The 14,675-nt window shown below is 63.8% G+C and carries 13 protein-coding genes; 8 read left to right on the forward strand and 5 right to left on the reverse strand.

The annotated features are described in order from the left end of the window. From D0Y60_RS10100 to D0Y60_RS10110, 3 genes are all read right to left on the reverse strand, one after another. Complete coding sequence (locus D0Y60_RS10100; RefSeq protein WP_147324517.1) at nt 1–1,059, reverse strand: neurotransmitter-gated ion-channel ligand-binding protein; 1,059 nt, start codon at nt 1,057–1,059, stop codon at nt 1–3. After that, a complete protein-coding gene (locus D0Y60_RS10105; RefSeq protein WP_147324518.1) occupies nt 1,056–2,138 on the reverse strand; it encodes a cache domain-containing protein in 1,083 nt (360 codons plus the stop codon). The genes D0Y60_RS10100 and D0Y60_RS10105 overlap by 4 nt, the downstream gene beginning before the upstream one ends. Nucleotides 2,139–2,334: 196 nt before the next feature. After that, complete coding sequence (locus tag D0Y60_RS10110; protein WP_117369363.1) at nt 2,335–2,955, reverse strand: TIGR00730 family Rossman fold protein; 621 nt, start codon at nt 2,953–2,955, stop codon at nt 2,335–2,337. A gap of 160 nt (nt 2,956–3,115) precedes the next feature. Between D0Y60_RS10110 and D0Y60_RS10115 the strand changes: the two genes are divergently transcribed. Together D0Y60_RS10115 and D0Y60_RS10120 are read left to right on the forward strand one after the other, a co-directional pair. Further along, entirely contained in the window at nt 3,116–5,503 is a 2,388-nt protein-coding gene (locus D0Y60_RS10115; protein ID WP_245409141.1) for a LysM peptidoglycan-binding domain-containing protein, read from the forward strand. 184 nt (nt 5,504–5,687) lie between these two features. Beyond that, nucleotides 5,688–7,583 carry an ABC transporter ATP-binding protein/permease gene (locus D0Y60_RS10120; RefSeq protein WP_117369365.1) on the forward strand — a complete coding sequence of 632 codons (1,896 nt, stop codon included), beginning with the start codon at nt 5,688–5,690 and terminating at the stop codon, nt 7,581–7,583. On the opposite strand, the gene D0Y60_RS10125 is transcribed toward D0Y60_RS10120, so the two are convergent. After that, nucleotides 7,584–8,234: a VOC family protein gene (locus tag D0Y60_RS10125; protein ID WP_117369367.1), complete on the reverse strand. Its 651-nt coding sequence runs from the start codon at nt 8,232–8,234 to the stop codon at nt 7,584–7,586. 146 nt (nt 8,235–8,380) lie between these two features. On the opposite strand from D0Y60_RS10125, the gene D0Y60_RS10130 reads away from it, so the two are divergent. From D0Y60_RS10130 to D0Y60_RS10155, 6 genes are all read left to right on the forward strand, one after another. Beyond that, entirely contained in the window at nt 8,381–8,761 is a 381-nt protein-coding gene (locus D0Y60_RS10130) for a hypothetical protein (RefSeq protein WP_117369370.1), read from the forward strand. 22 nt (nt 8,762–8,783) lie between these two features. Beyond that, nucleotides 8,784–9,482 (forward strand): phosphatidylserine decarboxylase, encoded by a 699-nt coding sequence (locus D0Y60_RS10135; protein WP_117369372.1) that lies wholly within the window; start codon nt 8,784–8,786, stop codon nt 9,480–9,482. 78 nt (nt 9,483–9,560) lie between these two features. After that, nucleotides 9,561–10,412 carry a CDP-diacylglycerol--serine O-phosphatidyltransferase gene (gene pssA / locus D0Y60_RS10140; protein WP_117369374.1) on the forward strand — a complete coding sequence of 284 codons (852 nt, stop codon included), beginning with the start codon at nt 9,561–9,563 and terminating at the stop codon, nt 10,410–10,412. A gap of 134 nt (nt 10,413–10,546) precedes the next feature. Beyond that, complete coding sequence (locus tag D0Y60_RS10145) at nt 10,547–11,002, forward strand: MarR family transcriptional regulator (RefSeq protein WP_117369376.1); 456 nt, start codon at nt 10,547–10,549, stop codon at nt 11,000–11,002. Nucleotides 11,003–11,097: 95 nt separating this feature from the next. After that, on the forward strand, nt 11,098–12,672 hold the full coding sequence (locus D0Y60_RS10150) for an MFS transporter (RefSeq protein WP_199564153.1): 1,575 nt from the start codon (nt 11,098–11,100) through the stop codon (nt 12,670–12,672). A gap of 4 nt (nt 12,673–12,676) precedes the next feature. Further along, nucleotides 12,677–13,711 carry an HlyD family secretion protein gene (locus D0Y60_RS10155; RefSeq protein WP_117369380.1) on the forward strand — a complete coding sequence of 345 codons (1,035 nt, stop codon included), beginning with the start codon at nt 12,677–12,679 and terminating at the stop codon, nt 13,709–13,711. A gap of 213 nt (nt 13,712–13,924) precedes the next feature. Here the strand turns inward: D0Y60_RS10155 and D0Y60_RS10160 are convergent, their stop codons facing one another. Then, entirely contained in the window at nt 13,925–14,665 is a 741-nt protein-coding gene (locus D0Y60_RS10160; protein ID WP_117369382.1) for an SDR family NAD(P)-dependent oxidoreductase, read from the reverse strand. Nucleotides 14,666–14,675 lie beyond the last annotated feature (10 nt).

Raw genomic sequence — 14,675 nt, forward strand, 5'->3', positions numbered from 1 at the left:
TCAGCTCAGTGAGCGCAGGATCGTGCAGACGCAGACCGTGGTGAAGATCGCGGGAAGCGCGTAACGTGCATAGGCGCGCAGCTCGCCCGTCAGGGCCGGGTTGCGTGTCGCTCCGGGCAAGCGCCCGCTTTCCAGCACGAGATCCACCAGAAGCACGAAGATCAGGTAGAAATAGCCAAGCGAGATCATGAAGGCGATCGGCGAATTGACCGACATGCTTCCGGGAAAACTCGCCTCGAAGGTGAAGCTCAGCGCCGCCAGCGCCAGAAGCGCGCTGTAGGTGATGCCGATCGTATCGGAAATCGTGCCTCTCGGCGTCCAGAGGATGAAAAGCGACACGGTGAGCACCGCCACGAAGGGCACGAAGATACGCAGGAAATAGCGTGGCCAGGCGCGTTCGACGGTCAATACGGCCTTCGTCCGCATGAACGGGCGCGCATTCCAGCCATAGAAGGTTTCCACGGCGAAGCGCAGCGAGGTTGCGGTCCAGTCCGATGCGGTCAGGCGTTCGCCGTAGCTGGAGAGTTCGCGGTCCCGGTCGTCGACCACGAAAATCACCTCATCCGTGGAGTGGCGTTGCGACACGAAGGGGAAGGTCAGCATTTGCCGGTCGAATGGAAAGGCCGAGAGATCGACGGTGATCCGGAAATCCGCATCGAAGCGCTGGATCAGCACGACGCGCCCATCGGCGAAGATCGACAGCGCCGTGGTTTGCGCCCGCGGATCGCTGATCCTGTTTTCCAGCGAAATGTCCGGCGTCCAGATCCGGTCGATCTCCTTCGCCGCATCGTCGCCGGTGAAATCGCGGCGGGCAGAGCCGAATTTTATCGGATCGAAGGCAAGGGTCGGGTCGCGCCAGCGCGCGGTATATTCAAGCGAGGCCGCGGTCTCGCCCGATGTCTCGGCGATCTTCACGATATCGATGACGCGCAGCGCCAGATTGACCCGGACGGGCAGCGACATGCCCGCCGACATATCGGTCTGCGCCCATGCGGGAGAGGCGGCGAGGCTGGCGACGAGAAGCATTACCGCGCCAAGAAGCGTTGCTATGCGTCTCACGACGGCTGCTCCAGGTTTTTCTGCGCAACGACGGCCTTTTGCAGGGCAAGAAATTCCGGCAGGCTCGACAGGGTCTCGGTCTCATCGGCCGTGTTGGCTTTCACCTGCTCCGTCAGGGTCTCCAGCGGGCGCAGCACGAGGCTGCGCAGCGTCACCATGATCAGCGAGAAGGTGATGAGAAAGCCGACGATGACCACGGCGGCGATGGTGACGAGCGAGCGCGACAGATGCCCTTCCAGGCCGGTGAAATCACGCGTGACGACGATGGTGCCGATTATGCGGCCGCTGAAATCGAGCAGGGGGCGCCCCATGATCCCGAGCGTGCGTCCGTCGACCCTCACCTTGTCCAGATAGGCGGCGCGCGACAGCCGGATGCTGCCGGTCTGCTGGAGGGCCTGGAAGAGGCCGGCATCGGTTGCCGCTTCGATCTTCAGGCCGGTCTCCGGGCTCGGTTCGCCCTTGTCGGTGATGCCGGCGGCGGCATCGAGAAAGAAGGCATAGTCGGCGCCGGTTGCCGCCTTCGACAGTTCGGTCAGCGATTTGAGGTCGACACCCACCTCGATGGTCCCGATCAGGTTTTCTTCGTCCACGACGGCCGAGACGGCGCGCAGGCTGAGGCCCCGCACGCCTAGTTCCAGCCCCTTGCGCACCCGCCGGTCATGGTTGGCGGCAACAATCATGGGACGGAAGCGTGACAGATCCTGGCCGAAATTCTCGGGCTCCCAGACACGCAGGAAGGAATGCATGTCCGCACTGTGGAAATGCAGGACATCCACGCCGCCAAGTTCACGCAACCGCTCGAAAACCGGCTTGGCATAGGCCTGAAGTCCGGCGCGGTCGCCGGCCTTGAGACGCATGATGATCGCGGGATCGCGGGCAAGGCCTTCTGCGTGGGTGGCCGAGAGTGTGGCGGCCTGATCCATGGCGGTGGAAAGAACGAGGCTCGTGGCGTCGATCTCCTGTTCTTCAGCCTGTGTCAGCAGGGCGCGCGTATCCAGTTGCAGCACCCATCCGCCGACGCAGAGCGTCAACGCAAGCGTAGCGGCCGCGACGAGCGAAAGTGTTTTGTCGAGTGTCATGAAACGGTCCGGGATGACGTGTGGCAGGGACCTGCCGCCGGACACGATAGCAATGCCTTCCGTTTCCGTAAACCGTCAGCGAAGGCAGATGGCTCAAGGAATAGTACTTTCGCTTCAACGACATGAAGACGGCGGAACGAAAAAGCGGAGCGCTGCGATAGCGCTCCGCTCAGGCCTTTTCAAATGACAGGCACGCCTAGAGACGGGCGATGATTTCCGATTCGCCCTCGCGGTCCACTTCGCTGGCCCAATGGTTCAGAAGCGCTGCGACGATCTCGTCGGGGTCGTCGATGACGAGCGGTTGGACGAGATGGGCGGTGTGGATGAAGCCTTCGTCGGCCATGTGGCGGATGAGCTTCAGCATGGGATCCCAGAAGCCGCCGATATTGGCGAAAACCATCGGTTTGCGGTGGCGGCCGAGCTGCGCCCAGGTCATCACCTCGACGATCTCTTCCAGGGTGCCGATGCCGCCCGGCAGCGCCACGAAGGCATCGGCGCGATCGAACATCTTGTGTTTACGCTCATGCATGTCGGGCGTGATGATCAGCTCGCTGAGCTGCCCGAGGGAATGACGGGTGGCCTCCATATCCACGAGGAATTGCGGTATAATGCCGGTGACGCGCCCGCCATGCGAGAGCACGCCGCTGGCGACGGCGCCCATGATGCCTTTGGTGCCGCCACCATAGACGAGGCGCAGGTGATTTTCCGCCATCGCCTTGCCGAGGCTTCGCCCGGCATTGATGTAGGCAGAATCACGTCCGGGCTGGGAGCCGCAATAGACGCAGACGGATCGAATCGGAAGATTTTGTTCGCTCATGGCGGGATTCAGCCACCCGCCCGGATGCCCGTCAAGGATAATGACGGAAAAAGAGAGGGTCTGACACCCCGGAATGTCCCCGAAAGCTTGTGGAAGGCATTGGGAATCGATAGCAATTTCCACAGGGGACTCCCGGGAAACCGGGACAGAGAGAGATTAGATGATGAAGAACAAGACCGGCTTGGTGGCCTTAATCGTGCTGGCGGTGGCGACACTGTTCATGGTTTTCTTCGTGCTGCCCAGTGTGAACAAGGACAAGCCGGCCGAAACGCCGGTCGCCAAGCTGGCTGAAACGCCGGCTCAGGACGGCGAAACGACGACGGCCGACGGAAAACAGGCGCGCGCCACGACCGAGACCGGCGTGGCGGCGACAGGCGAGGTTGTGACCGGCGACAAGGCCGCCGCGACGGGTGACCAGCCCGCCGCCGGCACCGAAGCGGCCGCTACGCAGGAAACGGCCTCTGCCGAAGCGACGCCCACAGATCCGACCGCAGGCTGGGTCACGCCCGCGTTCGATCTCCTGCGTGTCGAGCCCGACGGCTCGACCGTGATTGCCGGTCGCGGCCAGCCGAACACCAAGCTGGAAATCAAGAACGGTGAGACTGTTGTCGCGACGGCCGATATCGGTCCCACCGGCGATTTCGCCGCCGTCTTCGACCAGCCGCTCGCGGCCGGCGATTACCAGCTGACGCTCAACGTCAAGGACGACAAGGGCGACAGCAAGGTTTCCGAGGAAGTCGCGACCGTTTCCGTGCCGAAGGATGCCAGCGGTGAACTGCTTGCCATGGTGTCTAAGCCGGGCGAAGCGAGCCGCCTGATCACCGTTCCGGAAACGAAGGAAAAGGCCTCTGGCGACGCTGCCGCCGCCACGACTACGGAAAAGACAGTCGAGCAGCCGGCGACGGCAACCGAAACGGCCAAGGCGACCGATACCGGCACGGCAGCGACGGGCGACCAGCCCGCCGCAACCGAGACGGCCCAGGCAACCGCCGAAGGCGCCGCATCGGGCGAGACGGCCACGACGACGGAGGCTGCGGGAACCGTTGCCAGCGAAGCCAAGGCTGAGGCCCGCGTTTCGGCCGTCGAGCTGGAGGGCGACCACATGTTCATCGCCGGCACGGCCAAGCCCGGCGCGCTGGTGCGGCTCTATGCGGACGACAAACTTGTCGGCGAAGCCAAGGCCGACGAACAAGGCCGCTACGTGGCTGATGGCAAGATGGACCTGACGGTCGGGCGCCACGCGATCCGCGCCGATGTTATGAGCGCTGACGGCAGTAAGGTTGAGTTCCGGGCGTCCGTGCCGTTCGACCGGCCGGAGGGCGAGCAGATCGCCGTCGTGGCGCAGGAAACCGGCACCGGCGGTGCTGGTCCGGCGCTCGGCCTCATCGGCGGTGGCACCTTCGACAAGCTGCGCGGCGATGCCGACAAGGCTGTGGCGCTTCTCAAGGGCCTCTATGCGAACGGTCGCCTGCCGAGCGTCGAGGAGCTTGCTGCCGCACGTTCCGCGACCGAAATAGCGCTGAAATCGCTTGCCGAATTCAAGCCCGGCGCGGAAGAGGGCGAAGCGGCCCGTGAAATGGCTGATAAGGCCTCCAAGGCTGCGGCCTCCGCACTTGCCACGCTGCAGGCGCTGCCGGCGGATGCAACGGCGGTCGGCGCGGCCCTCGGTTCTGTTGAATCGGCTGTGGCGGATGCGCTGGCACCGGCCATCGATAAGGCGGCCACTGTCGTCGAGACGGTGACAGCTACCGCAGACACCTCGATCGAGGTGCTCGCCGGCCAGGCGACCGCCTTGCAGCAGCAGTTCGTCGGACTGTTTTCTGATGGCCGCAATGCGACCGCCGCGGAAATCCAGACGGCCCGCACGGGGCTGGAGGGTGCGCTGAAGGCCATCACCGGTTTCACCGTACCCGCGGGTGCGAGTGCCGATGTGCAGGCCGCGATCAACAAGCTGAAAGGCTGGGCTGCAACCGCGCTCGAGCGCTTCGCCGCCGTTCCGGCTGGTGCTGGCAAGGAAGCCTACCAGCAGGCGCTTGCGTCGCTGGAGGGCATGCCGTCCTTGCAGGTGACCGCGACGGCAGAAACGGCTTCCGGCACCGCGCAGACCGGTACGACCAATAACGGCCAGGCCGTTGCCGGCACGGACACCGGTGGCGGTGCTCCGGCGAGCAACGAGACGGCCACGTCGGGTGAAGGGCAGACGGTTGCCGGCACCGATACGGCGGCCGGCAAGGCCGAAAGTAGTGGTGACGTGAAGATATCAAATGGCACCGATGCCGTCGCCGAGGAGCCAGAGACTGTCGAACAGGCGCCACTCAAGGCGAGCAAGACCTCGGTCATCATCCGCCGCGGCGATACGCTCTGGCAGATCTCCCGCCGCATCTACGGCAAGGGCGTGCGCTACACGACGATCTACCTCGCCAACGAGGCCCAGATCAGCGATCCCGACCGCATCCTGCCCGGCCAGGTGTTCGGCGTGCCGGACAAGACGGCCGAGACGGACGAGCAGGCGGAAGAAATGCACCGCAAGCACGTTCGCGGCAATTGAAGCCTCTCAATTTCTCTCTGCTGGTTGCGAAGCGGCCGGCGAGGGCCTATCTCAGGAATACGGCGCCCTCCATGGGCGCCGTATTTTCATTTCAAGCGTGGATGCAGCATCGGGGCGGTTTGTCGTCCGGCCTTGCGTTCAGCAGTGACAGAGCCGGGGCGTGACGGGTCCGGGCGGAGGCCGCATGGCGACGACGACGAAGAAAACGGTTTCGGCCGACAGCAGCAATCCCTTTTCGACGCTGGTCAACCTCTGGCCCTATATGTGGCCCTCCGGTCGGCCGGATCTGAAGATGCGTGTCGTCTGGGCGACGGTCTTCCTGCTCATTTCCAAGATCGTCCTTCTGCTCGTGCCCTATTTCTTCAAATGGGCGACGGATGCGCTGAACGGCAAGGCGGATGTCGTGGGCCTGCTGCCGGCCTTCCTGACGGGTGCCGCCATGCTGGTGCTCGCTTATAACGGCGCACGCATCCTGCAGGCCGGCCTCAACCAGTTGCGCGACGCGCTCTTTGCCAGCGTCGGGCAATATGCCGTGCGCCAGCTCGCCTACCGCACCTTCGTGCACCTGCACCGCCTGTCGCTGCGCTTCCATCTGGAGCGACGCACCGGCGGCCTGTCACGCGTCATCGAGCGCGGCACCAAGGGCATCGAGACGATCGTGCGTTTCACGATCCTCAACAGCGTGCCGACCCTCATCGAATTCCTGCTGACGGCCGCCGTGTTCTGGATGGGCTACGGCTTCGAATATCTGCTGGTCACAGCCGTCACGGTCTGTCTCTACATCTGGTTCACGGTGCGCGCCTCCGACTGGCGCATCTCCATCCGCCGCTCGATGAACGACAGCGACACCGAGGCCAATACCAAGGCGATCGACTCGCTCCTGAACTTCGAGACCGTCAAATATTTCGGCAACGAGGAGATGGAGGCGCACCGCTTCGACCAGTCGATGGAGCGTTATGAGAAGGCCGCGACCCAGGTCTGGACCTCGCTCGGCTGGCTGAACTTCGGGCAGGCCCTGATCTTCGGCGTTGGCATGGCAGTCATGATGGTCATGTCCGGCCTTGCCGTGCAGGCCGGCACCCAGACGGTCGGCGACTTCGTCTTCATCAACGCGATGCTGATCCAGCTCGCCATCCCGCTCAACTTCATCGGCTTCGTCTATCGCGAAATCCGCCAGGGCCTGACCGATATCGAGCAGATGTTCGACCTGCTCGAAGTCGAGGAGGAGGTGCAGGACAAGCCCGGTGCGACCGACCTTGTCGTTGCCGACGGCGCGATTTCCTTCAAGGACGTGCATTTCGCCTATGATCCGAAGCGCCCCATCCTCAAGGGCATTTCCTTCGACGTTCCGGCGGGTAAGACCGTCGCCGTCGTCGGCCCCTCGGGTGCCGGGAAATCCACGCTGTCTCGGCTGCTCTATCGTTTTTACGACGTGCAGGAGGGGGCCATCACCGTCGACGGGCAGGATGTGCGCGACATCACCCAGAAGAGCCTGCGCAAGGTGATCGGCATGGTGCCGCAGGACACCGTGCTGTTCAACGACACGATCGCGTACAACATCCGCTACGGCCGTCCGGGTGCGACCGACGCCGAGGTTCAGGCCGCCGCCGAGGCGGCGCAGATCGGCCCTTTCATCCGGCAACTGCCGGAAGGCTTCAAGGCTATGGTGGGCGAGCGTGGGCTGAAGCTTTCAGGCGGTGAGAAGCAGCGCGTCGCGATTGCCCGCACCATCTTGAAAAGCCCGCCGATCCTCATCCTCGACGAGGCGACCTCGGCGCTCGACACACGTACGGAGCAGGAAATCCAGGCGGCGCTTGATGTGGTCTCGCAGAACCGCACGACGCTCGTGATCGCGCACCGCCTGTCGACCGTCATCTCGGCCGACGAGATCATCGTCCTTAAGGACGGCGTGATCGCCGAGCGGGGCACCCATGGCGAACTCATGCAGCGCGACGATGGGCTCTACGCTTCGATGTGGAACCGCCAGCGCGAGGCCGTGCAGGCCGAAGAGCGCCTGAAGCAGGTACGCGAGAGCGACGATCTCGGCATCGTCCTGCGTGGCGCGCCGGCGGCGGAATGATCAGTCGGCCGGGCTGGCGAACAGGATCAGGTTGCCGTCGGTATCGCGCAGGATGAAATTGCGCGCGCCCCACGGTTGCGTTTTCAGCGGCAGGTGGAAAGATACGCCGGCTGCCTGATAGTCGAGATAGAGCTTTTTCAGCCCGGCCGCAGTGTCGAGCGTGATTGAAGCCGACAACAGCTCTTCGCGTGCGCGGATATCGCCGGCGAAGACCGGCCCTGCGACCTGCCTGAGGCAGAGCCGTGCCGCATCCCGCATGATCACGCCGAAGAAGGGCGGTTCGCCATAGGCGAAATCGACCGTAAAGCCGAGCTTTTGCGTGTAAAAGGCGAGTGCGACGGAAAAATCGTCGACGTAGAGCACGGGCTCGGCGCCGCGGAGCATGGGGCCTTCAACAGTTGCCATCGGGGCAGGATCGCGCATGGCAAAGCTCCCTTTCTTGAGCGCTGCCCAATCCTCGAACCCGTTCTGGCGGGCGACGACCACCTGCGCGTCGGCCAGCGAGAACGGTGCTGCCAGTACGTCGCGGTCGGTCAGGTCGCGGAAGCGGGGCAAGGCGGCACGGATCGTTGCTGCCACGGGGTAGTGGCTTTCGCGATGCCAGCGCAGGACCTGCTTGGCCTGCTTCTTGAGGTTTTCCAGATTGGACATGGGCGCGGTTATGGGTTCGGTCTTAGGTGGGCATTGCCCTTTCGGTCTTGCCGATGCGCCCTACAGCAACGAAAAAACTTTCCACCGTTGATCAAACCTTGTCAACACATAGCTAAAGAAGGGGAGAACGCGCTCGGCGGTCCAGCATGGACACGATCGGTGAAGTCTTCATCGTCATTGCGACTTGTGAGCCATACCACGGTGTCTGGCCTTTCAATTTCGCAAGCCTGTTCTTCCTGTTCTCCATCTTCGGCGCCTGGTCGGTCGGGCAGGGCCACATCGTCATCGAGCGCAAGCAGCCGTTCCGCAAACAGCAAAGCGATGTTTTCGCAAGAGGCGACGGTTCGCGGTTGGTCGTCCCCGAACATCAGTCCCTGGAAGGCGATTTGGCGCGGATCGAGGCGGCTTTGTCGCGTCGGAACCTTCGTCCGGGTCACCGGATTGAGCGATGGGGAGTGGGCCGACTGGGGGCTATTCGCCACGCCGCATTGCTCCCGTCGGGTTTTCACGCTAGGTCGGTGACGTGAAATTATCAGGAGATGCCGAAAGATGAGTTTGGTCGATACGATACGCAGCACCCTGGTGCCGATCCATCGGGAGGGCTGGAAGTTCGTGGCCGCCTTCTTCGTCGTCTCCGTGCTGATCGGCTTCCTGTGGACGCCGCTGATGTGGATCGGCTTCGTCCTTACCGCCTGGTGTGCCTATTTCTTCCGCGATCCCGAGCGCTTGACGCCGCAGGATGACGATCTCGTCATCAGCCCGGCCGATGGCCGCGTCTCCGCCATCGCCATGGTCACGCCGCCGGCCGAGCTGGAGCTTGGCGACCAGCCGATGCTGCGCATCTCGGTCTTCATGAACGTCTTCAACTGCCATGTGAACCGTGCCCCCATGCGTGGCCGCGTCTCGCGCGTCGCCTATCGCGCCGGCAAATTCCTCAACGCCGATCTCGACAAGGCAAGCCAGGAAAACGAGCGCAACGGCCTCGTCATCGAAAGCGCTCATGGTCCGATCGGCGTTGTGCAGATTGCGGGCCTCGTGGCGCGCCGCATCCTGTGCTGGACCGTAATGAACGACAGCCTCGAGGCCGGCGAGCGCTTCGGCCTCATCCGCTTCGGCTCGCGCCTCGATGTCTTCCTGCCCGAGGGCGTGCAGCCGCGAGTCAGCCTCGGCCAGACGGCAATTGCCGGCGAGACGGTGCTGGCGGAGTTCGGCTCGACCAAGGGACCGGTCGTCAGCCGTCGCGGTTGAGCAATTGATCATTGGCGCCAGCGGCCTATCTCGGATTGAGACGGCCGCTGCAGATGAGAGAGAACGAAGCGAAGAACGATGGACACACCGTTTCCGCCCTATGAGCCGAATGGCCCGAACGACGAGGCCCGTGGCCCGCGCCTGCGCGAAATCCCGTTGCGCGTCATCATCCCCAATGTCATCACGGTTCTGGCGATCTGCGCGGGTCTCACCGGCATCCGGCTCGCTTTCGAAAACCGCTATGAACTGGCTGTCGGCATGGTGCTGCTCGCCGCCTTTCTCGATGGTATCGACGGGCGTATCGCGCGCCTGCTGAAGGCGACATCGAAGTTCGGCGGCCAGATGGATTCGCTTGCCGACATCGTCAATTTCGGCGTCGCACCGGCGCTGGTGCTCTACGTCTTTATCCTGGATCAGGCCCGTTCCTTTGGCTGGATCGCCGCCTTGATCTATACCATCGCCGCCGGCCTGCGCCTTGCGCGCTTCAATGTCATGGCAGAGCGGGAAACCAAGGCAAAGTGGCAGTCGGAATATTTCGTCGGCGTGCCAGCGCCGGCCGGGGCCATGTTGGTGCTGTTGCCGGTCTATGTCGGTTTTCTCGGGCTCGCGCCCACGCCGATCTTCGCCTATCTCGCGTCCGGCTACACTGTGCTGATCGGCTTCCTGCTGGTTAGCCGCCTGCCGGTCTGGTCTGGCAAGTCGGAGGGTAGCCGGGTGCGCCGCGATCTTGTGCTGCCCATCATCCTGCTCGTCGTACTCTATGTCGCGACGTTGATGAGCTTCACCTGGGAAACCATGGTCATCACGGTCATCGGGTATCTCGCGACGCTGCCGTTCGGCGCCCGCTCCTGGCAGCGCAAGTACGGAGGCTGGACGGCACCCACGACCAACGGCGCCAGCGAGTTTCCGGAAGAGCACGACGGCCAATAAGCAACCCTCATCACATCCTTGTGAGCCTGCCAAAAGCCCTGTCCACACTTTGTGGACAGGGCTTGATTTTTTAGTGCAGGTCGACTAACTAGCAAGCAAATAGATAGCAAGCTAATAATATTTGGACTATCAAGATGACTGCTAACGATCCCCGTGAACACCTGCTCGACGACCTTTCCCGCGTTCAGCGCAAGATGCGCGCGCTCTTCGATGCGCGCGTGAAGGAGAGGGGGCTGACCCTGCCGCGCGCCCGCGCGCTGCTCATTCTCGGCCGCGGTGCCCAGCTCAACCAGCGGGAGCTTGCCGAGGAGCTGGACATCGAGACGCCGACGCTGGTGCGCCTGCTCGACGGCATGGAAAAGCAGGGCTTCATCGAGCGCCAGTCGGTCGAAGGCGACCGCCGCGCCAAGCAGATCGCCATGACACCGCATGGCGCCAAGGTGGCCGAGGAGGTGCTGGATCTCGCCCGCTCGCTGCGCGCCGATGTGCTGAACAGCATCACCACCGCCGACATGCACACCACCGTAAAAGTCTTCTCGGCCATGGCGGACAATATCGCCCGCAGCTGTCGGGAGAGCGTCGAGGCATGAGCACCGTCCCCGCCACCGAGACGCGCGGGGAGGAGGGCGAGGCAAAAGAGCCGATCGGGCCGGCAACAGCCGTCCCGCCGCCGGCAGCGCCTCCTATGCCGCCTGCCCGCGCCGCCGCCTATATGATGGCCTCCACGCTGCTTGCACTGACGCAGGGCTTTGGCATGAACCTCGTCGCCGCCAATATTCCCCAGCTGCAGGGCCCGTTCGGCGCGACCAGTGCGGAAGCCGTCTGGCTGATGGCCGCCTATATGGCGCCGAATGCCTCGCTGTCGATCGCGCTCATCAAGATTCGCAACCAGTATGGCCTGCGCCATTTCGCCGAACTCGGCATCGCCGTGTTCCTCGTCGTCACGGTGCTGCATGTCTTCATCACCGATCTGCGCTCGGCGCTCGTGCTGCGCTTCTTTGCCGGCATCGCGGCGGCACCGCTCTCCTCGCTAGGCTTCCTCTACATGCTGGAGGCCTTTACGCCGGCCCGCAAGCTGACCGTGGGCCTGTCGCTGGCCCTCACCAATATCGCGCTTGCCGCCCCGCTGACGCGCATCATCTCGCCGCCGCTCATCGCGCTCGGCAACGTGCGCGGGCTGCTCATTCTCGAAGTCGGCCTTTCGATGCTCGCCTTCGCGGCGATCTATCTCCTGCCGCTGACGCCACTGCCGCGCGCGAAAGTCATCGAGAAGCTGGATATCGTCAGCTATCTCTTTATCGCCATCGGTTTCGGAGCGGCTGCCGTCATACTCGTCACCGGCCGCACCTATTGGTGGCTGGAGGCGCAGTGGATCGGTGAGTTGCTGGTGGTGATGATCGCGTCCCTGACCATCGCCGCCGTGCTGGAGCTGAACCGGGAGCGCCCGCTGATCGACCTTCGCTGGCTCGTCAGCCGCGATGTGCTGCACTTCGCCGCCGTCCTGTTGCTGTTCCGCCTGATGCTCGCCGAGCAGACGGCCGTTGCCGGCAATTTCTTCCAGATCATGGGCCTGCAGAACGAGCAGCTGGTCGGCCTCTATACCGTGGTGACGTTGGCGACGGTCGCGGGCGGTCTCGTCTGCGCGGCGATCATCAAGCCCGGCCGTGAACCGACCATCCACATGGTCGCCCTGCTTTTCATCGGCGTCGGCGCTTATCTCGACAGCCATGCGACGAACCTGACGCGGCCGCATGAAATGTATCTCAGCCAGGCGATGATTGCCGTCGGCGGCGCCTTGTTCCTGCCGCCGGCCATGGCGTCCGGCTTCGTCATGGCGCTGCGCAAGGGGCCGCAATATATCCTGAGCTTCATCGTCGTCTTCCTGGTGACGCAGAGCCTCGGGGGGTTGGCGGGCTCGGCGATCTTCGGCTCCTTCATCACGCTGCGCGAAAAGTTCCATTCGAACGTCCTTGCCCAGGCCATGACGCTCACCGATCCGCTGGTTGCCACCCGTATCTCGCAGCTTTCCGCCGCCTATGGCCGCACGATTACCGACCCGGCGCTTCTCAAGGCCGAGGGCGTTTCGCTGCTCAGCCAACAGGTGACACGCGAGGCGAATGTGCTGGCCCATAACGACGCGTTTTTCGTTATCGCGCTGCTGGCGGTCGCCTCCGCTGTCGCGCTCGCCGCCCACCGAATCTATGTCCATATGAAAGAGGCCAGCGCCCGCGCGAGCGGTGAAGCGGCCGTTGAAGGTTGATGCCATGAAACAGTATATCCGCAACACCGCGACCGCTCTTGCCGTCGTCCTCGGCCTCGTCGGCATCGGCGTCGTCGCCTATGCCTGGCAGCTGCCGCCGTTCTCCAGCGAGGTGCAGACGACCGACAACGCCTATGTGCGCGGCTACGTCACCCTGATCAGCCCGCAGCTCGCCGGCTATGTCACCGATGTCCCGGTGAAGGACTACGAGACCGTCAAGGCCGGCGCTGTGCTCGCCCGGCTCGACGACCGCATTTATCGCCAGAAGGTTGAGCAGGCGAAGGCGACACTCGCGAGCCAGCAGGCGGCCCTTGCCAATTCCGCCCAGCAGGAAAATGCCGCCAAGGCCAGCATCGGTGCCAGCGAGGCCGCCCTTGCCAGCGCCACCTATGCCAAGCGCCGTGCGGAAGAAAGCTGGAACCGCGTGGAAGAGCTTTCCAACAAAGGCATCGCAACCCAGGCTGACCGCGAGCAGAGCCGCACCACGCTGGATCAGGCAGAAGCCTCGGTCTCGCAGGCGCAGGCCAATCTCGAAGTTACCCGGCAGAATCTGCAGACCATCATCGTCAGCCGTGACTCCCTGCGCGCCGCGGTCGCGGGGGCCGAGGCCTCGGTGGAGCTGGCAAAGATCGATCTCTCCAACACGGTCATCACTTCGCCGCGCGACGGCGTGGTGGGCGAGGTGGGCGTCAAGCTTGGCCAATATGTCGCCGCCGGTACCCAGCTCATGGCCGTCGTGCCGCCCGACACCTGGGTCATCGCAAATTTCAAGGAAACGCAGCTCGCCTATATCAAGCCGGGGCAGGCGGTGGAGGTGCGCGTCGATGCCTTCAAGCATGCGACGCTCAAGGGCCATGTCGAGCGTTTCTCGCCAGCGGCCGGCTCGGAATTCAGCGTGATCAAGCCCGACAATGCGACCGGCAATTTCACCAAGGTCGCCCAGCGCATCCCCGTGCGCATCGCCATCGATGACGGGCAGGATCTGTCGAAATATCTGGCACCGGGACTCTCGGTGGTGGTGACCACGGTGCAAGAATGAAACCGTGCTGATGGCCGAAACGGCGTGTCATAAGCCGTGGATCCTCGGGGCAAGCCCGAGGATGACGATAGAAGAAAGCGCAATGGGAAGCTAAGGTCCCGCATGCGGCTATGGTTGACGGACAGGAGACAGCTCCCCCTCTCCGTCATCCCGGGGCTTGACCCGAGGATCCATGCGGCGCGCACGGGTCTTGCCGATCTGAAACCTGCGCCGTCAGTCCGGCAGGCGGTAATCCACCAGGCGCCCCTGGCGCATGTCAAACAGCTTACCCGTCTCCTTATAATCAGCGGCAACCAGCGACAGGAGAGCCTTGGCCACGTCGGATGGGTGCTGCACTGTCGAGGGATCTTCGCCAGGCACGGCCTGGGCGCGCATGGCGGTGCGGGTGGCGCCGGGGTCGACGGAGGTGATGCGGAGCGCCGTACGCTGCGTCTCGCCGGCCCAGGTGCGGGCGATGGCTTCGACGGCGGCCTTGGAGGCGGAGTAGGGGCCCCAGAAGGGCTTGCACTTGTGCGCGGCGCTCGACGACAGAATGACCGCGCGGCCGGCATCAGACTTGAGGAGCAGGGGTGCTACCGAACGGATCAGCCGCCACGTCGCCGTGACGTTTATATTCATCACCTTCTCGAACACCTTCGCCTCGACATGATCGATAGGTGAGATGGTGCCGAGCACGCCGGCATTGGCGACGAGGATGTCCAGCTTGCCCCAGCGTTCGAAGATCGAGCCGCCGAGCTTGTCGATCGCCGCCATGTCGGCGAGATCGAACGGCACCAGCGTCGCCGTGCCGCCGACCGCCTTGATCGCATCGTCAAGCTCTTCGAGGCCGCCGACGGTGCGGGCGCAGGCGATGACATGCGCACCAGCCTTGGCGAGTTCGAGGGCAGTGAAATAGCCGATCCCGCGCGATGCGCCGGTGACCAGCGCAATGCGGTCTTTCAGGTCGATGCTCATGCTGCTGTCA

The organism is Shinella sp. WSJ-2, from assembly GCF_003432075.1.
Taxonomy (GTDB): Bacteria; Pseudomonadota; Alphaproteobacteria; order Rhizobiales; family Rhizobiaceae; genus Shinella.